The organism is Methylophaga sp. OBS1, assembly GCF_026319365.1.
Genome location: NZ_JAPDMS010000003.1, coordinates 101343 through 120096 on the forward strand (window position 1 = coordinate 101343; position 18754 = coordinate 120096).

At 49.8% G+C, this 18754-nt stretch carries 17 protein-coding genes; 8 read left to right on the forward strand and 9 right to left on the reverse strand.

Annotated features, from left to right (window positions below):
• The 4 genes from OMQ46_RS09835 to OMQ46_RS09850 are packed head-to-tail and all read left to right on the forward strand — an operon-like array spanning position 1 to position 1525.
• On the forward strand, positions 1-489 hold the full coding sequence (locus OMQ46_RS09835) for a Na+/H+ antiporter subunit E (RefSeq protein ID WP_266236606.1): 489 nt from the start codon (positions 1-3) through the stop codon (positions 487-489).
• On the forward strand, positions 489-758 hold the full coding sequence (locus tag OMQ46_RS09840; RefSeq protein WP_266236607.1) for a K+/H+ antiporter subunit F: 270 nt from the start codon (positions 489-491) through the stop codon (positions 756-758). The genes OMQ46_RS09835 and OMQ46_RS09840 overlap by 1 nt, the downstream gene beginning before the upstream one ends.
• Before the next feature lie 3 nt (positions 759-761).
• The gene (locus tag OMQ46_RS09845) at positions 762-1082 is read left to right on the forward strand and encodes a Na+/H+ antiporter subunit G (RefSeq protein WP_266236608.1); all 321 of its coding nucleotides are present in this window, start codon (positions 762-764) and stop codon (positions 1080-1082) included.
• Positions 1082-1525 carry a YaiI/YqxD family protein gene (locus OMQ46_RS09850; RefSeq protein ID WP_266236609.1) on the forward strand — a complete coding sequence of 148 codons (444 nt, stop codon included), beginning with the start codon at positions 1082-1084 and terminating at the stop codon, positions 1523-1525. Before OMQ46_RS09845 ends, OMQ46_RS09850 begins: the two co-directional genes overlap by 1 nt.
• Before the next feature lie 68 nt (positions 1526-1593).
• Here OMQ46_RS09850 and OMQ46_RS09855 read toward each other — a convergent pair whose 3' ends face one another.
• The 4 genes from OMQ46_RS09855 to OMQ46_RS09870 form a co-directional block, all read right to left on the reverse strand.
• Positions 1594-3693, reverse strand: a complete 2100-nt coding sequence (locus OMQ46_RS09855) for a TonB-dependent receptor family protein (protein ID WP_266236610.1) — start codon at positions 3691-3693, stop codon at positions 1594-1596.
• Positions 3694-3806: 113 nt separating this feature from the next.
• Positions 3807-4379: a YcnI family protein gene (locus OMQ46_RS09860; protein ID WP_266236611.1), complete on the reverse strand. Its 573-nt coding sequence runs from the start codon at positions 4377-4379 to the stop codon at positions 3807-3809.
• 82 nt (positions 4380-4461) lie between these two features.
• Positions 4462-6486, reverse strand: coding sequence for a DNA helicase Rep (gene rep, locus OMQ46_RS09865; RefSeq protein ID WP_266236612.1), 2025 nt, complete (start codon positions 6484-6486; stop codon positions 4462-4464).
• Positions 6483-7988, reverse strand: a complete 1506-nt coding sequence (locus tag OMQ46_RS09870) for a YifB family Mg chelatase-like AAA ATPase (RefSeq protein WP_266236613.1) — start codon at positions 7986-7988, stop codon at positions 6483-6485. Before OMQ46_RS09870 ends, rep begins: the two co-directional genes overlap by 4 nt.
• A 179-nt stretch (positions 7989-8167) precedes the next feature.
• Here OMQ46_RS09870 and OMQ46_RS09875 point away from each other — a divergent pair, with 179 nt between their 5' ends.
• Positions 8168-9328 (forward strand): DUF481 domain-containing protein, encoded by a 1161-nt coding sequence (locus tag OMQ46_RS09875; protein WP_266236614.1) that lies wholly within the window; start codon positions 8168-8170, stop codon positions 9326-9328.
• A 172-nt stretch (positions 9329-9500) separates the two neighbouring features.
• Positions 9501-10139 (forward strand): hypothetical protein, encoded by a 639-nt coding sequence (locus OMQ46_RS09880; protein WP_266236615.1) that lies wholly within the window; start codon positions 9501-9503, stop codon positions 10137-10139.
• A gap of 61 nt (positions 10140-10200) precedes the next feature.
• On the opposite strand, the gene OMQ46_RS09885 is transcribed toward OMQ46_RS09880, so the two are convergent.
• The 3 genes from OMQ46_RS09885 to ubiK are packed head-to-tail and all read right to left on the reverse strand — an operon-like array spanning position 10201 to position 11562.
• Positions 10201-10515 carry a pyrimidine/purine nucleoside phosphorylase gene (locus OMQ46_RS09885; RefSeq protein WP_266236616.1) on the reverse strand — a complete coding sequence of 105 codons (315 nt, stop codon included), beginning with the start codon at positions 10513-10515 and terminating at the stop codon, positions 10201-10203.
• 41 nt (positions 10516-10556) lie between these two features.
• Positions 10557-11291 carry a hypothetical protein gene (locus OMQ46_RS09890; protein WP_266236618.1) on the reverse strand — a complete coding sequence of 245 codons (735 nt, stop codon included), beginning with the start codon at positions 11289-11291 and terminating at the stop codon, positions 10557-10559.
• 22 nt (positions 11292-11313) lie between these two features.
• Complete coding sequence (ubiK, locus tag OMQ46_RS09895; protein ID WP_266236620.1) at positions 11314-11562, reverse strand: ubiquinone biosynthesis accessory factor UbiK; 249 nt, start codon at positions 11560-11562, stop codon at positions 11314-11316.
• 175 nt (positions 11563-11737) lie between these two features.
• Here ubiK and OMQ46_RS09900 point away from each other — a divergent pair, with 175 nt between their 5' ends.
• The gene (locus OMQ46_RS09900) at positions 11738-12142 is read left to right on the forward strand and encodes a YhcB family protein (RefSeq protein ID WP_266236621.1); all 405 of its coding nucleotides are present in this window, start codon (positions 11738-11740) and stop codon (positions 12140-12142) included.
• A gap of 47 nt (positions 12143-12189) precedes the next feature.
• Positions 12190-12525: a hypothetical protein gene (locus tag OMQ46_RS09905; protein WP_266236622.1), complete on the forward strand. Its 336-nt coding sequence runs from the start codon at positions 12190-12192 to the stop codon at positions 12523-12525.
• Between the two features lie 71 nt (positions 12526-12596).
• Here OMQ46_RS09905 and OMQ46_RS09910 read toward each other — a convergent pair whose 3' ends face one another.
• Both OMQ46_RS09910 and OMQ46_RS09915 read right to left on the reverse strand, forming a co-directional pair.
• The gene (locus OMQ46_RS09910; protein WP_266236623.1) at positions 12597-12965 is read right to left on the reverse strand and encodes a hypothetical protein; all 369 of its coding nucleotides are present in this window, start codon (positions 12963-12965) and stop codon (positions 12597-12599) included.
• Positions 12962-18745, reverse strand: coding sequence for a hemagglutinin repeat-containing protein (locus OMQ46_RS09915; RefSeq protein ID WP_266236625.1), 5784 nt, complete (start codon positions 18743-18745; stop codon positions 12962-12964). Before OMQ46_RS09915 ends, OMQ46_RS09910 begins: the two co-directional genes overlap by 4 nt.
• Between the last annotated feature and the right edge of the window lie 9 nt (positions 18746-18754).

The following is an 18754-nucleotide window of genomic DNA, read 5'->3' on the forward strand; positions in this document are numbered from 1 at the left end:
ATGTTGAGAAAAGTGTTTCCCCATCCCTTGCTATCAGTGGCTCTATGGCTTATCTGGCTGTTATTGAACAATACAGTCTCATTCGGTCATATGGTGCTGGGCGCCTTACTGGCAACATTTATTCCCTGGTTCACCTCCGCCTTCTGGCCGGAAAAAGTTCAGATCCATCGCCCCTGGCTGCTGGCCAAATTCGTGGCAGTGGTTATTTATGAGATTCTGGTTGCCAATGTGGTGGTCGCCAAACTGATTCTGACCCGTCAGGATAAATTGCAGCCGGGTTTTCTGCATGTCCCGCTGGAGTTGAAATCGCCGGTGGCGATTGGGCTGTTAGCCAATACAATCTCACTGACTCCCGGTACCGTCACCTGCGACTTGTCTGAGGATGATCAAAGTCTGCTGATTCATGCCCTGCATATAGAGGATGCTGAAGCGACCGTCGCCGATATCAAAAATCACTTTGAAAAACCACTGAAGGAGATATTTGACTAATGCTGGAATACGCTATCATCATCGCCTTCATCATGGTCTGCGCAGCATTACTGTTGAGCCTTTACCGACTGCTGGCAGGCCCGGATATCCCGGATCGCATCCTGGCTCTGGATACCCTTTACATTAACTCTATCGCCCTGCTGATCCTGCTCGGAATTCACCTTAACAGTATGTTGTATTACGAAGCCGCACTGCTTATTGCGCTGATGGGCTTTATGGGCACTTTGGCGCTCAGTAAATATCTGCTTCGCGGCGACATCATGGAATAAGCGATGCTTGAAATTATTCTGTCTGTACTCATTATCCTGGGTGGTTTTTTCACCCTGGTCGGTTCCCTGGGCCTATTCAAACTGCCTGATTTCTATATGCGGCTTCATGGCCCTACCAAGGCCAGTACACTGGGCGTGGGTGCGGTATTGATCGCCTCAGCAATCTACTTCAGCTTCAGCACCGATGAAATCAGCCTGCACGAAGTGCTGGTCACCCTGTTTCTGTTTATTACTGCCCCGGTCAGTGCTCACCTGATGGCTAAAGCCGCGCTGCATATCAAGGTCAGACAGGATAAACGCACCCTCAACAAATCAGATCAGTAATGCATATCTGGGTTGATGCCGACGCCTGCCCGACTCCTATTCGTGAAATCTTGTTTCGCGCCTCCAGACGCACCGGTCTGCCACTGACCTTTATTGCCAACCACCCACTGAAAATGCCGGCTGACAGTCAGATCAACTTCAAACAGGTCACTGCCGGTTTTGACAAAGCCGATGACGAAATCGCTTCGCTGGTGAGTCAGGGTGATCTGGTCATCAGTGCCGATATTCCGCTCGCCAGCACCGTCATCGATCTGGGCGCCTTGTGCCTGAGTCCTCGCGGAGAACTGCTGGATAAAACGAATATTGCTGCCCGCCTCAGCATGCGTGATTTTATGGATACCCTGCGTTCCAGCGGTGTTGAAACCGGCGGCCATAAAAGCTTCCATCAACGGGATCGGCAACAGTTTGCCAATCAACTGGATCGTATTCTGGCTGGCAGATAAGCTTGTCTCGCTCTAATAAAAAAGCCGCTGCCAAATGACAGCGGCTTTTTTGTAGATGAAGCGCTGTGTTACATCCGGTATTCAATACCGACATAGGCTGAAAGCGGCGCGCCCGGATTAAGAATTGCATCAGACTCTGAAGCGACTGCCCTCACACCATGGCTGGCAATGTAGTCACGTTCAAACAGATTACGTACTTCGGCAAACACCTTGAAGCTCTGATTGGACCAGCCACTCTTCAGCCCAAACAGTGTGTAATCATCAATCTTGTAGCTATTGGCAAAGTCGGCATAGCGCTCTCCCACATAATCCACGGTAGGGCCGAAATAGAAACCGTTTTTATGCCGGTAGAGCATTTCACCTTTCATCGAGAATTTGGGTGCTGCCGGCAGCGTGTTTTCACCGAAACTGTCGTCATCGTCAAAACGGAATCGATTCCAGGTGAGGCTGACTAAGGGAGTCAAGCGGTGATGACGATTTTCGGTCAGTGCGATATCAGCACTCAGCAATGCCTCAATACCGGCATGGATCGTATCTTCAGCATTACTGGTGAGGAATCTCCCAGGTTGCTGAGGATTTTCCACTGATAGAATTTCATTATCCAGCTTGGCGTAATAGGCGGAAATATCCCAGCCCCACTGGCTGTTATCGGTGATAGCCTGATGACCACGACTGCCGACCTCAAACACTTCACCTTCCATGGCATCCAGCGCATCATTACTGGCGGTCGTGCCATCATCCAGCTGATAGGTTGTCGGTGGCTCATAAAGACGACTCAGATTAGTGTAGAGGCTGGTGTTCTGATTTAACTGATAAATAATCCCCAGACGCGGGTTAATGCTGTTGTAATCATCTTCTACCTGTTCCACAGCCCCTGAGTTGGAATCAGTGCCACGTACTTCACGATTAGCTTTGACTGCCTGTGCACCAGCAACGAGTGTCCAGTCATCCGCAAACTGCCAGCGATCCAGCACCACCAGTTCCAGCGTATCGGCATCATTATCGTTGACCTGCTGTTTAGCGCCTTTCACTCCGCCGGATTGGAAGTAATTCCCACCATCAACCCAGGTGACACCATAGTTCACACCTATCAGCCAATCATGATTGCCCACCTTGTGATGATAGCGGGCCATAGTACCCAGGTTGCGCTGACGATTATCAATCAACAGACTGAAAAACTGCCCGGCAACAATGGGATGAAACAATTCCTGTTCTTCATAAGACACGCCAAACTCGAAGCGACGGTTGTTATCAATTTCCCAGGTGGTTTTATTGGCAACACGCCAGGTATCAACATCCAGTTGAAAATGGCCCTGGTCACGTCCGTTAAGAGTGCCCGTCTGATCACGATCCTCTCGTACCTGAGCACGGGTCAAACCGCCAGCCAGCTCTTCATCACTGTCGAGCCTGGTGAAGTAAAAACGGGTAGAAACATTATCACTCAGACGCACTCCAGCATTGGCATAAATCCCAGTGCGGGTGTGCTTGGAATGATCCCGGTAGCCATCCCACTGTTTATTTTCGATAGTAACCAGACCATCCACATTTTCATTAAACACCTGCGCCGCTGTCATACGGGTGAGTCTCTCTCCATGACTGCCACCGGAGATCGATAAGGTAAGTGGCGACACATCGTAAGCCGTCTGACTGATGAAGTTGACCGCGCCGCCGAGTGTGCTGGCACCATATTTCATTGCATTCGCACCACGGGAAAATACCGCGTACTTCGCACTCAATGGGTCAATAAATCGATTATGGTTGTTGCCATCGGCAGCCGTGACCGGAAGCCCGTCCTGCAATAGCTTGACCCCATTGGTATCGTAATTGACGGCATCGAGGTTAGAGCCACGACTGGACAGGAAGATACTGTCTGTGCCGGTCGGACTGGCTGCCCAGACACCGGGTACATAACGGAATGCATCTTCCAGGCTAGAGACCTGACCTTCGGTCAACTGGTCGATATCAATCAGGCTGACACCGCCCGGGGTCTGGCGGATTTCCTGCTTGTCGGCCTCGATACCGACGTTGCCCGGCGCTATCGCCTCGGCCGTCACTTCGATCTGTTCCAGAGAGATCATGCCATGCTCGGCATAGGCCTGGGCAGACATCGCCAGTAAACAGGCAGCAACCAGTTTGGTGAGAGGTCGATTCAGTGGGGTCAAAGACATGGTTGGTCCAATCGTTATTATTGAACCCGGCAGTCTAGAGCAGTGAGTTTCGAGAAAAATAAGGGATTTCACGCAGTCCGCGTGAAATCCCTCAATAAAAGGCTGTGCCAGGTTTAATGGTGATGTGTGCCTGTACCATCCACAACTCTGACAACCGGTGCCGGGTATTCCAGCTTGGCTGCACCATGCCCGGTATGATTGTTATGACCATGGTGTTCGCCATGATGGTCATGTCCTTTTGGCTTATCACCCGGCTTCTGATCCCAGCTCACTTCGCCGACTACACATTCCTGTTTAACCGGAAAATACAATCTGGTGGTTGTCCCCACCCCGATCTGCCCCCGGAAAACAAATTCATCGTAATGGTCGCTTTCCAGTACGCCGCCATACCAGGTAATTTGCGTCACATCCTCGGTAACGGTTTTGCCGTGAGACTGATAAGGCTTTTCCAGTTCAGATTTAACCACATCGAGCTTCCAGCCCGGCTTGGGCATTGGCTTAGCTCCCCGAACACCATAAGGAATGCTGATAGTGACCTTCGTTGTGGCAGATCCTTCACAGCCGTGACTGATACCAATCACCCCTTTGTAATAACTGCCACTTTCAGCGTCCTTCTGCAGAATCTCGGCATGGGCACCTGCCAATGAGGGGACAGCCAGTAACAGCATAGGGATCAATTTTTTCATTGTATTTTCTCGTTTCATGGGATTTTGTCAGACAATAAGTACAGAAAAATGACTGCAGGCTGAAGGACAGATGCGCGTCCACTCAGGCATCGGCTTTGAGCATGGCACGGATATTCGACATATGCGCATCTTTACGTGCCTTACGCTCTTCCGGATCAGCCTTGGTTTTTTCTGACATCCAGATCAGGTCCTCAGAGGGCAACTCACGCAGGAAGCGGCTTTCCTCACATTCGATTTTCTCACCATAGCGCTTGCGACTGTTGGCCAGCGTCATCACCAGGCTGCGCTGGGCGCGGGTGATGCCGACATAACAAAGTCGCCGCTCTTCCTCGATACCGTCTTCTTCAATACTGGTGCGGTGTGGCAGAATTTCCTCTTCCATACCGATCATAAACACATGCGGAAACTCCAGCCCCTTAGCAGCATGCAGCGTCATCAAATGGACGGCATCAGCCTGATTTTCATCTTCCTGCCGGTCCATAATATCCATCAGGGTCAGTCTGGCAGCGATATCAGCGATACTTTTGTCTTCGGTATCCTGCTCGATTATGCGGTCAATCCAGCTCAGCAGTTCCTCGACATTTTCCATCCGCCGCTCGGCCTTATTGGGGTCGCCGCTGACCTCTTCCAGCCAGCCCCGGTACTCAATTTCCTCGACCATATCGCGGATGGCACTCATCAGATCGCCACGTTTGGCTCGGTCAGCAATATCCACCAGCCAGTGGGCAAAATGCGACAGGTTGGCGACAGCTTTTTCCGATAACTGCTCGGCCAGGCCCATTTCAAAACAGGCCCCGAACAGGCTGGTATTTCGCTCACCCGCATAGTTGCCCAGTGTCTGTAGCGTGCTGGCCCCGATACCACGCCGCGGCGTATTAATGACGCGCAGAAAGGCGTTGTCATCATCCTGATTGGCCAACAGGCGCAGGTAAGCCATGATGTCCTTGACCTCAACCCGCGAGAAAAACGAGGTACCACCGGTCAGGAAATAAGGCACATTATGCTCGCGCAGTACTTTCTCAATCAGACGCGACTGATGATTACTGCGGTAGAGAATCGCATAATCTTTAAAGCTCGCCTGATGCTTGAGCTTGTGATAGAGCAGCTCGGAGACCACTTTCTCGGCCTCATGCTCGTCGTCACGGCAACCAATCACCCGAATCGGATCCCCCTCACCCATCGCACTCCACAGCTGCTTCTCAAATACGTGGGGGTTATTGCTGATGAGGGTATTAGCGACCCGCAGGATACGGCTCATAGAGCGGTAATTCTGCTCCAGTTTGATCAGTTTCAAGCGCGGGAAATCAGTTTGCAGTTGTGCCAGGTTTTCAGGTCTCGCACCCCGCCAGGAATAGACTGACTGATCATCATCCCCCACCACGGTGAGGGCTTCACGGATGCCGACCAGTTGTTTCACCAGTTCGTACTGGCAGCCGTTGGTATCCTGATATTCGTCGACCAGCAGATAGTGAATCCGGGCTTGCCACTTTTTCAATACCTCGCGGTGTTCACGAAACAACAGCACTGGCTGCAGAATCAAGTCATCAAAATCCACAGCATTGTATGCCTTGAGTGCCTGCACATAACGCGGATACACCTTGGCAGCAGACTGCGGTGTGCCGGGCTCGGCAATCTGCATTGCCTGCTCCGGCGTTACCAGCTGGTTTTTCCACTCGGAAATATGCCACTGCACTTTCTCAGCATGATCACTGTCGGCGGCAAAATCACGCCCCATGATGTCACGCAGCACTGATAAGCTGTCCTGGGCATCAAAGATAGAAAAGCCGCTGCGGTAACCCAGGGATTTAAATTCACGCCGCAGAATATTCAGGCCCAGCGTATGAAAAGTAGACACCATCAAGCCACGTGCCGAGACGCCCTGTTTGCTGCCCATCAACTGGGCGACACGCTCTTTCATTTCACGGGCGGCTTTATTGGTGAAGGTCACCGCGGCGATATGGCGGGCAGGAATGCCGCACTGCTCGATCAGGTAAGCAATCTTGCGGGTGATCACGCGGGTCTTACCGGAACCGGCACCCGCCAGCACTAACAAAGGTCCTTCGATGTATCGAGCAGCTTCCCGCTGCTGTGGATTCAGATCATTCACAGCCCGACAGACTCAAAGCGTCTGTAGCTGATAGCTTCACTGAGATGTTCAGTGCGAATATCGTGACTACCGGCAAGGTCAGCAATCGTGCGCGCCACTTTGAGAATACGATGATAAGCACGTGCCGACAGGCCGAGACGAGTAATTGCTTTTTCCACCAATTGATAATCGCTGTCGCTCAAGGGACAAAAAACCTCTATTTCTTTCTGTTCCAACACATTATTCGCTTTGCCCTGGCGAGCCAGTTGTTTCTGACGTGCCCGGCTCACCCGATGCCTGACCTGCTCGGACGTTTCTGCCGTGGCATCCTCAGCCTGACTGCGCAGTAGTGTTTTATCCACTGCTGGCACTTCCACCAACATATCAATACGATCCATCAAGGGACCTGACACCTTGCCACGATAGCGACGTACCTGCTCGGCAGTGCAGTGACAACGGGATTCACCGAAATAGCCGCATGGGCAGGGGTTCATGGCCGCGACCAACTGAAACCGAGCCGGGAATTCGGCCTGATTGGCTGCTCGCGAAACCGTGATCTTGCCAGATTCTAATGGCTCACGCAGCACCTCTAAGACGTGGCGGTCGTATTCGGGCAGTTCATCGAGAAAAAGCACGCCATGATGCGCAAGTGAGATCTCACCGGGACGAGGCTGACTTCCCCCACCGACAAGTGCTGCAGCAGACGCAGTATGATGTGGTGCCCTGAATGGACGCTGTTGCCATTGCTCAACGTCAAAGCCTCTGGCTGAGATCGAATGTACCGTTGCCGTCTCTACAGCTTCCTGTTCGGTCATCTCGGTCAGAATCCCCGGCAAACGGCTGGCCAGCATTGTTTTGCCCGTCCCCGGCGGTCCGGAGAATAGTAAACTGTGATGACCTGCTGCCGCGATTTCCAGTGCTCTTCGTGCATGTCCCTGACCACGCACATCAATCAAATCCGGGTAGGCCGGGGAGACATGCCGGGTATCAGTCTGACTGATGCTGAGGGTCTGTTGCCCATGCAGGTGGGCACACACGGCCAACAGACTCTCGGCACCAAAGTTGCTGCCCTGCTCCACCAACCCGGCTTCCTGTGCATTATCAGCAGGCAAAATCAGCGCATGTTGCGCATTCGCTGCAGCCAATGCGGTGGGCAGTACACCCTGTACCGGACGGCATTCGCCAGTCAGCCCCAATTCACCGATAAACTCTTTATCTTCCAGCGCCTTCGCAGGAATTTGACCCGAGGCTGCGAGAATCCCCAAAGCGATAGGGAGATCGAAACGTCCACCCTCTTTAGGTAAATCAGCCGGCGCCAGATTTATCGTGATGCGTTGCTGGGGAAAGTTGAACTGGGAGTTCAGCAATGCGCTGCGAACCCGATCTTTGCTTTCTTTAACCGCAGTTTCGGGCATTCCGACTATCGACAGACTCGGCAAACCATTGGAGAGGTGCACTTCCACTGTCACTGACTGCGCTTTGACGCCGGTCACCGCCCGGCTTTTTACCGTTGCAATACTCATTCACCATCCTTGGGAAAATCGATTATTCGATCTTAACTGATATGTCTTTTTCGATGTAGTGAACTCTTTCGGATATTGCCTGACGTAAACAGGGATTGTCAGGGCAAACTTTTTATTTACAACATGCTTGTGTTAGCTTTTATAGCGCGCAACCCATCTGAATAAATAATGGAGATATCATGGACAAGCCCAGCTTGAGGACTTTATTCTTTTTAATTTCAAGCACTTTATCCGCTCCCCTGCTCGCCGACCAGGTCACCCTGGATGACGGCAGCCTGCTTAAAGGCACTATCAAAGAAGTCGCAAACGGTCAGCTCATTATCAATACCGCTTTTGCCGACGATGTCACCATCGACTACAGCCGTGTCAGCCGGATCTCAACCGACAGTAAGTACGTGGTCGAACTCAACAGCCGTGATCGCATCGTGGGTCAGTTGACCGTTGATCAGAATGGTCAGCACAAAATGACCAACACCGCTTTCGGCACGGTGAATGTTGACCCGGCCAATATCCGCAGTGTCTGGGCCACCGATGCAGCCAAGCCACAGGTGGCAGCGGTTGAAGCTGAATACCAGCAGGAAATTGCCGATATCAAGGCTTCCAAGGAGCAGGAAGTGGCTGAAATGAAAGAATCCTACGAACAGGCGATGAGCGCAATTCGTGAAGACCGTGATCGCCTGCGTGACCCATGGAGCGGCAGCCTGGCGCTGGGTGCGACCGGTTCATCCGGTAACACCAAACGATTCGGTGCACACGCCCGCGGTGATCTGCATCGTGAAACGGATCTGGAACGCATGGATCTGTATTTCGCCTTTAACTTCCAGAAAGAAGACGGCGAACAAACTGTTAATGAGAAGCTGGCGGGTCTGTCCCTGGAACGTGACATCAGCGAAATGTGGTTCGTCCGTGGTGCGATGGACTTTGAAATTGATGATTTTGAAGAATTGGATCTGCGTGCCATCGCCACGACCAGTATTGGTCGCTTCTTTATCCGCGAAGAGGACCTGAAATTCAAAGGTTTCGCCGGTCTGGGTTACCGTTACGAGGGTTACTCTGACGGCACCACTGAAAAAGATCCGACCGGTGTACTGGGTTATGCCGTCGACTACCGCATGAACAGTCACCTGAAAGTCTTTCATGATTTCAGTTATTACCCATCGTTCAGCAGCCCGGGTAAAAACTACCTGGTTGTGACCAACTTCGGCGGTGAAATGCCATTAGCTCAGGACAACTGGAAACTGCGTGCCAGTGTCCGCTCTCAGTACAACAGCCAGCCGGCGCCGGATGCTGAAAAGACTGATACCACCTACCTGATGGATTTGGTGTACGACTGGGAATAAGCTAAGTTAATCCTCGATCAAGGCGCCTGCGGGCGCCTTTTTTATTTGCATGATTGTCAGTGGCTGTGAACTGTAAGCCCACTCGCCTGTCTTTTCAGCACAGGCAGTTTAAAGCCTGCCCGGTTCAGGGTATCCTGCCCCCTTTAATTGTTCTGAAAGGAAGTCCACATTGATGAAACCATTTGCTCTGTTGTTCGCCTTGCTGATGCCATTGTTGTTAACCGCCTGTGGCAATGATGAGTTTCAGGGCCGATATGTCGCCACCGATGGCATCACCAGCTATGAATTTCTGCCCGAAGGTAAGTTGATCATTCTCGACGGCGATAAGGTTATCAGCGCGCAATACGATTTCAATAGCAATGACCGTACCCTCAGCCTGGAATCGGAACAGGCACTGCGTAGCGACACGCTGACTGTCAACGACGAAGGCAACCTCCACTTTGACGACACGACCCTGGTTAAAAGTGTGGATTACCAGATGCTGGAAGATGCCACCTGGATTGGGCATGAAGGCCAAAACACCTTCGCCCTTACTTTCACCAAGACTGAAGCAGGTATGGAGACCTACTCAGAGCTTGTCACTTATTACGATGATGATATGACCTATGTCTATCAGACTGATGACAGCATCACTCGCCTGGCCGGTGACAAACTGCTCCTCGACCGTACCCAGTATCGGGTGTCGGACGTCAGCGAAGACAGCATCACCCTGTCAATCGGCAGCAACAGTATGCAGCTCAGAAAATATCCCAAAGGGACTGAAATCGAATTCCGCGAGGGCTACCAGTCCGAAGACGACATTCCCAAGTAATAAATCATCAGGCAATAAAAAAGGCGCTTCAAGCGCCTTTTTTATTGCTGAACAATCAGGTTCAGTCCAGATAAGTACAGCAGTAATCCACCAGCTCGGTGATTTTAATATCAAAGGAAGAGTTCGCCGGCACATTGAAAGACTCACCGCCCTTGATGTGATGCCACTCGGTGGTATCTTTAAGACGGTAACTCAGCTCACCAGCCATGATTTCCATCAACTCCGCTTTCTCAGTGCCAAAGGTATAATCACCCTGCATCATGATGCCCAGCGTTTTATAGCTGCCATCTTCAAAAGTCACTTTGCGACTGGTGACCTTGCCATCAAAGTAGACATTAGCCTCACGGGTCACGGTTACATTGCTAAATTCAGACATCGCTTTTTTCTCAGCTCAAATAAGCGCAGCACTATACGCCGCTACTGCTGCCCTGTCATCCAGTCTTTCATCTCTCTAAAGCCTTTGGGCGGCTGGTATTCTCTGAGCGTCTCTGTCTTGGTTTCAGACCAGGTCGCGCCGTTGCTGTCGACATAATAAATGGTATCGCCGTCGCGCCTAATCGCGTAATGCAGATAATCATCCGATGCTTTGGGATTAGTAAAGACAAAGCCATTGACTATCTTCATTGGCACATCCTCGTCGAGCCCCTTCTGGAAGCTGCCATAGCCCGGATTCACTTCCCACCAGTGAAAATCATAGCGACTGGCCTGGTCTTTGTATTCCATCGCCCGCACTTCAAGGGTATTGCCTGTCTCAGTTTCTTCGTACCAGTAGCCATCCAGTTCCTCTGGCTTAATCTGCGGCGCCGGAATAAATTTGTAGCGATCCCGGTTCAGGCTCAGCACCGGTTTGTCCCAGTCAATCGTGGTAGTCATCGTTTTATTAAACTTGTTGCTACCCTTTGCTGGCGTCAGTGTCAGCGCATTTCCCTTAAGCTCGACGTTGTAGAGCTTTTCCAGGTTCAAATCACCCTTAGCGGAAAATGTCGCCAGATCACCATCAATCGCCAGCACACCGTGACCAGATGTTTCAACCCAAAAACCATTGATTTGTTCAGCTTTTGCCTGTGACTGACCGGCTTCTGCCAAAGTGATATTACCGAGCGGCATCAAGGTCACAATCGCTGCTGCCAGTAGCTTGAATCCTTTTTTCATAAAAACTCCCTGATATCTATGTTTATTGCTGTTTTTGCTGTTCCATCTCGGCCACGCGCTTTTCTAGTGCTTCCAGTTTTTCGCGGGTGCGATGTAAAACCTGTGTTTGCACGTCATATTCTTCGCGGGTCACCAAATCCAGCTTATTGAATGTCGCAGTCAGCGCAGAACGGATATTCTTCTCAGCATCAGCCTGCATCTGCACCAGACCGGGTGGCAAAGCATTGGTGATGCTATTGACGACTTCCTCAATTTTTTTGGTATCGATCATTTTCTTTCCCTTTAATCATCATCAGTCTTCATTCTACGGTAATCATAGACAGACTCAATTTGTTATTTGCTGCAACAATCCCACTCCAAGCTCGGAACACCAGTGAAAACTGTTTGTCATCAACAGGGAGCCTAGCTAGACTAAATGTAACTTTTTAATCACAACGGAATGAATCATGAGCACAGCGACTATCTGGACCATTTTTGCACTTGGCGTGATTTTCGCCGCCCTGATCGGCTTTGCTATCGGTCGCCGGCAAGCACCGGGCGGCTCAGCCCAACTCAAAGACCTGCAGGAAGAACACAACGAACAACTGGCGCAAAAACAACTGGAGCTGGAAGCCTACCAGCAGGAAGTGCACGAGCATTACCACAAGACCGCCAGCCTGTTTAAAGAGATGGCCGGCTCTTACAAAGAACTGTTTGACCACCTCTCAACCGGTTCCGACAAACTCGGCGACTTCTCCGATCAGCGCATTCTGCCGGAACGTGCGGGTGCGCTGTTGGATGGCCCGGATCTGCAGCCTAGAAGTGATTTTATGAATCCCAAGGATAAGGATGAGGATTCATTAACGCGCTGAGCGTTATTTAAAAACTAATTTCCTCCAATATAAAACAAGGATGTTTTATGAAAAAAAGACACTGGATTGTTTTTACTTTATCAATTCTTCCCGCCTGCGCCACAACAAGCCAAGCTGTACACTTTGAAGGTCAAAGCCTGGCCAATCAGGAACTCAAGTCGGACACCATGGAGTGGGTGTCTATCTATACCCAAGCGCAAGGTTGTAAATCTATTTATCAAGTGGACACCATGGTCATAACTATGCCAAAAGGTGAACTGCTTTCTCAGCAATATGAAGAACGCTGGGTCGCACATGGCTGCAACAAACAGTTTCCATACACTATCGGCTACAGAGGAGACGGCGTCGGCGGGACTTATATTTCTGTCAAAAAGGCAGAGTAATTTATTTTTGTGAGTAGGCTGATAGGGTGTCGTTTTTGTTGAAGCTACTTGAATCAACGGCCTGAGTGCTTTTAAAACTTGTCAATCAACAGTATCCACTCTTCGCTGACACTATAGCCTTTAGCTAGCATGCATCTCTGCCACTGCGCTCTGAGACGTTTTTCCGTGATGATTTTTTCTTCTCCCAGACGCTCCATTGTTTGGTAATCATTCTGACTAAAGACAGGGTAGCCATCAGGATTGTCTTGCAAGCTTGTAGAGATAGCACCGCAATCTTCAGAGTCACGTCTTCTCTCGATATAGTCAACGCCTTCTTTTTGCCAATATTCCAAATAAGGTTTAGGTGGTGTCGTGTAAGGATTTCCAGTCATCCAGTGCCCTCCGATTCCGCAGCCACTGATGAACACCAACATTATCAGGTATATAAATATTTTAATCATTTAGCATGCTTCAGTAACATAGATACCCCGTTCCAGACCTCTGGTGGCAATAACTCAGCCATAGCAAAGGGAGTTGAAGGTGCTATGGCCATGACACTCCACGCTTCTTGCATCAACTTCTTACTTTTGTTTCGATTCTGTCTAGCGTTACCCTCATCATCATATAGAGCACTAAACTGACCACCAATCATGTCATGGGTGCCACTAAAAGCCTCAACGAGCTTATCTTGCCAACTCCCTGGCTCATATGGCATTCCAAATAATTCACCCTTTCCACCTTGCAAGCCCCCTGTTAAACCAATTAATTTTCTACCCTCGTCAGTTTCTAAAAAAGCTGTCAAGTCCTCCTTAAAAACCACTTGCTGTTTACTGTTGCGATATAGTGTTCCATCCTCTTTTGTTACACATCTTTGATAATTTGTTCCACATAATTTATCAATATCAAACCTAGTTCCACCCAACTTAAATGAATCGCCTCTAACACCCTCACTCGTGCCGGAATCATTTGAAAGTGTGACTTCACCATCTGTTACACCACCAAACTCTCTCGACTGTGCAATCATGATCTTTCTCATTTCACTTGCTGCTACCGATAAGCTCTCTTTAGTTACAGCTGACCCTCCATTTCCTGATAGAGCACCTATCAAAATATTCATAACTCTCTCTTGAAGGAGTAAATCATCAAGTTGTTTCTTAACTGCTGCTTTTTCAGTTTCAGTTTGAACACTCGCGAGTTCTTCTAGCAAATTTCCTCGCCTAGTTCGAACATAGTCTCCCACCACTTTGTATGCTTGCTGACCAAATGCTTGGGTAATTTCAACCTGAGCGTTAATCTCGTCAGCAACAGCTTTTGCGTCAAAAATGGAATCAATTGAATTTGCAGTGTTAACCCCAGATGAAGTGACTACTTGTCCTGCATCATTAACATAGACATCCCGATTGATTGCAACAGTATCTGACTCATCAGGCTTCCCAGTGAGGTCTTTTGTAGCGTTGTTATCTCTAACTTTCAAAACTCCTTCGCTAATTGAGTTTGTTGTCACACTATTGATTTTGTCGTTGTCCTGGCCTATTCCTGCGCCACTCAATTGCGGCTCGCCACTCTGGGTGCCCATCGCTATAGTCATGGCTTTTGCCTCAGCATCATATTCGGCTTTGTTTTTAAGATCTAACAATGTCAGAGTCCCAGTCTCAAAGCTGTTATTTTCTTGCTGGATTGCTTCTTCAGTACTGGCTATCACGGCTCCAGTCAGACTAGTGTTTCCCTCTACCTCGACTTGAAAGCCTTTATCACCTGCTTTTATTCCACTTTGCTCTATAACACTCACATAATCTGATTCGATATCACTGGTGCCGAAATTTAAACTTCCTCCCATCCTCCCTGCACCCATGGAGATACTAACGCCGATGTTTTTTTGTTCACTTTGATACTGACTCGTGTCCTGCAAGCTCTGAATGGTCAGATCATCTCCTACATTAGCAGTAACTTGATCACCGCTAACTATCGCACCTTTAAGCACCGTGTCAGCACCTGATTCCAGAGCGACTTTTTCTCCGGCACTAACTGTGGTTTCTGTCCAGCTTCGATCCTGGCCATTTTCTTCTCCTTCGCCTTTGGACATTCCGGCGGTGAAAAGCAGACCATCCGTGCCGATACTGAAACCTATGCTGCCACTGCTGGAGTCGTTTTCAGATCGCAGTGTTCTGGTATTCTTGGCGGCGAGAAGCTTCACATCACCATCTGCCTCTAAACTTACAGAATCAGCGGCCTGAATCTCACTACCTTTGACTGTAAGATCTGAATTGTCACCCTCCCCAACAGCTGAAATAGTGATATCACCTCCCGCAGCCAGCTTACTGCTGTGAGCCTGTTTAATGGTCTCTTTGCGTTGACTGCTACTCTCACTTGAACCGATACTGATAGCCAGATTGATACCGCCCACATTGTCGGCCGCGTTAGCGTCACGACTACTGGGCTTGCCATTCGCATCCAGTGTCGGGATCTGGTTTGGTTTGCCATTAATTGTGGTGCCCTGACCTTCCAGTACCTTGTTATAGGCATTGTTTGCATTGAGTCCAATCGTAGCCGCTGCCAACGCTTTCATTCTGGGGTCGCTGGTTTCTCTGGCAGCTTCCACCATCTGGTCAGCCGCCTGAACCGCGCTGATGACCGGGTTGGTAATGGAGATACTCAAGCCGCTTTGACTGAATTCCGTGTTGTGTTCTCGATTCAGAATTTCAGTGCCTGATTCAATATCAACTTTTGCTGCAGTGATATTGATATCGCCCTGCACGGCTATCAGATCGCTGGCCCTTTGGACATAGTTCTGCCCTGCTGAGAGTGTGACATCGCCTTCCAGGCTACCCAGTTCACTGCTCATCTGCCGAGTCTGCCTGGCAATATCAGTCACATCGAGTTGTTGTGAGCCAATGGTAAAGCCTATCCCGCCACTACTCAGCAAACCGGATTCTTCCTCATTGACGTATTGCTCGTGTTCATAACGCTCTTCGGCAGCAGTGACATTAATATTATTTGCTGCCTCAAAAGAAAGTGCTTTATCCGCCACGAGCTGACTGCCGGTGATATTGATGTCGGATTGAGACTCAATTTGGATCGATTGACCACTCACTACCGAGGCGACGGCGGTGGATTCATTGAATATATCTCGCTGATCTTTGGATTTTGAACTGAAGGTGCCATCGCGCTCGGTATGCGTGGCGATATCTGACAAATAACTCGCGGTGGCATTTTTGATTTCAACCTGCTCCGCTTTGATTCCAATTTCGCCTTCCTGGCTGTTGATATTTGCACCGCTGAGCTCAAGCTGATTGCCTGCTGTTAGACTGATATCGCCATTTGTTGAGATACGTGTGCCGATATCTCTGCGCTCGCTGTGTTTATTAAAGTCCTTCGCATTCAGAATGCTGTTGTTAGTTTCGCTGGTTTTGACCGTGCCCAGCTCCAAATCATTTGCTGCAGTCAGAGTGACTTTCCCGTCTTCGCCTGTATGCCGGATGTCGGCAGCGGCAATGTTCATATTGCGTCCCGCAGTTACATTCAACTCAGCGCCTTCACCGCTCACATAAAGGCCCGCCACCCGTTTGATATTACTGCGACTGAAGTGGCTCTTACCTTCTCTACTCGATGTTTCAGATGTGATGCTGGCGATATTAATATTCTCCTCTACAGTAACGTTGAGAGCGTCGTCTGCCTGGATTTTACCGCCCGCAATCGCCACATTTCTGGCGTTGACCTCGACTCCTGCAGCCTGGATATGGCCACCATGCTGTACAAAGTCACTGTTAAGATTAACAACGTCACGACCTGCGATACTGCCGGTGTTGATAATGTCATCAGTGGTTTGAATATCCACCTGCTTACCTGCAAGCAGGCCCGTTTCAGGCTGGAAATCTTCAGGCCGGGCTTTGACATAGACTTTGGGAACCAGTGCTGACACGGTTTCACCACTCGCGAGTTTCACTTGCTGCTGTTCCAACCAGACAATATCGCTGGTCAGCATTGCCATCTGCTCTGCACTGAGCGAAACACCGGGCGTGAGCTCATGCGCCTCTGCAAAACTGACACCAGCATCCATCAACGCCATAAACTGGGCTTCATCATTTTCAAAACCGGATAAAAAGCGCTGCCCTGTGAGCTGTGCAATCTGTTCGTTCACAAGACGCTGCTCGACAAAACCATCTCCCAGTCTTTTCATGGTGAGGCTCGGATCCATCGCCAGCTTTTGCAGCATATAATCCGAGCCTAGCCAGTCTCTGTAGTCAGTAAAACGTGGATCGGTCTCGATATAAAAATGATCACTGGCGTTGGCTGGCTGCTGGAACCAGCTTGCAGATAACACCGGAATATCACCGCTGCTGTATAGGGTTTGCTGGCCGCTGGTGTCAGATTGGGATTCAACCTGCGTAGTGGCCAGGTTGAACTCTGTCACTTTCGCTGCCGGACTGTAAGCGGTCCAGGGATAGAAATCGAGTTCTTCATCATTACCTTCCCAGTCGCGAAACTGGCGTCTGCCCCGGTAACTGATGCGCTGCTGACCGACTGTGGTCTGATTGTTCAGGCTGCCACCAGTCACAGTTAAATTGCCGCCCGCCAGTATCTGGCTGTCTTCATTAAGAACATTACCATGAATGCTTAAATCGCCACCCGCGATAAGTTTGGCTGGTTTTGAAGAAATCAGATGCGTGCTTTCGGTAGTCGCGTAGTAATCGTAGTAAGTGTAATCTTCGAAATAGCGCGTGACTCTCCCTTGCGCATTCACATATGGCTGCCGCTCAACATAGTGATTATGAATTTTGGGAAAGCGGCTGACATCGTATTTTCTGGACCAGCCTTCCGGCTGTACTTCTATGATTCGTTTAACGCTGTCCTCTTGCCATTCCGTGATGACTTCTGCATTCAGATTTTGTAAGTCCAGTACAGCTAAATTGAGATTTCTCCCAGCCTCAATCAGGCCACCGGTATTGGTGAGTCGGGCCATATCTGCAGTTGGGTTTTCCTCATCTCCAAGATCACCGGCAATTGTCATATCTCCAGCACTGTAGATGACGGCCGCTTCGTCATTAGTCAAATTCTGTGCCGCCACTGCCATCGATTGCCGGGCTGCGATAGTTGGGGCCTCTAGCAATCCCTGGTCTGATAATTCTGACTGGTTATGAATATCCATGGCCTCAAGAACCATATCATCAGCATAAATGGCGCCCGTCGCTTTATTGTTGATACTGGCCGCTTTGATCAACGACTGTTGTCCATCGATCACGCCCTGATTAACGAGTTCGGCCTCAGCCGAGATAGCTAAATTATTCGCAGTGAGGGTAGCTCCGGACTGATGATTGAAACTGGCTACATTCGCTTCAAACTGTTCAGCTTCGACCACACTGTCCTGCTCGAAACTGAGATGACCTTGCGAATTCAGTGTCAGCGTCTGGGCTTGCATATCGCCTGCATGTCTGACGCCCACCCCATTCTCGGTTCCAATAAGGTGAATCGTGTCAGCATACATACCGCCCAGCTCAGCGATATCGATGCTAAGCGTGGGAGTTTGAGTTTTTTGTTCACTGTTAATCACCTGGTTGCTGCGACTAACCTGATTCAGCCCACTGGTGAAGTTGAGCTGATTAGCCCAGATATCAGCATTGATTTCGACGGTTCTGGCAATGATGTCGGAATAGGCTGTATCTCGGTCATCCATGCCTACACCGGAAATTGATATGTGCCCTTGATTGACGTCGAACCCGCTGAGATTGCCATTGTTAAATAACGGGTTACCGGTAGTTAAAGTGGAGCGATGCGCATTTATAAAACCACAGCCATCACAGCTGATTCCTGCTGGATTGGCCACGACCACCTGTGCCCGACTACCCGCTATTTCCATCGGGCCATGCAATAAGCTCGGGTTTTGTGAGTTCACTTCGTTAAGAATAATTTTGGCGGTTCCGCCTGCAAGCAGACTGTTGCCTTGTACCCACCCTCCCAGTTGCGTTTGTGTATGCTGGGCACTGTTATTGAGGATGACGCCGTCTTTATCAACATCAAACTGACGGTATTGATTACGAGAAACGCCCGCAGAATTAGGCGTTTGAATGTTCACCTGTGTGACACCATTCGCCGTCTCGGTAATGATGGGTTGTTGATGCTGGGGCGCTGCACCATCAGCCACTATGTCTGCTGCCAGGCTGTTCATTGAGGTGGCACTGATGAGCCCTGACACGTAGACGACACTTAACCGTCGTAGAAAATATTTCGCCTTTCGATCATCCATAATCGATTT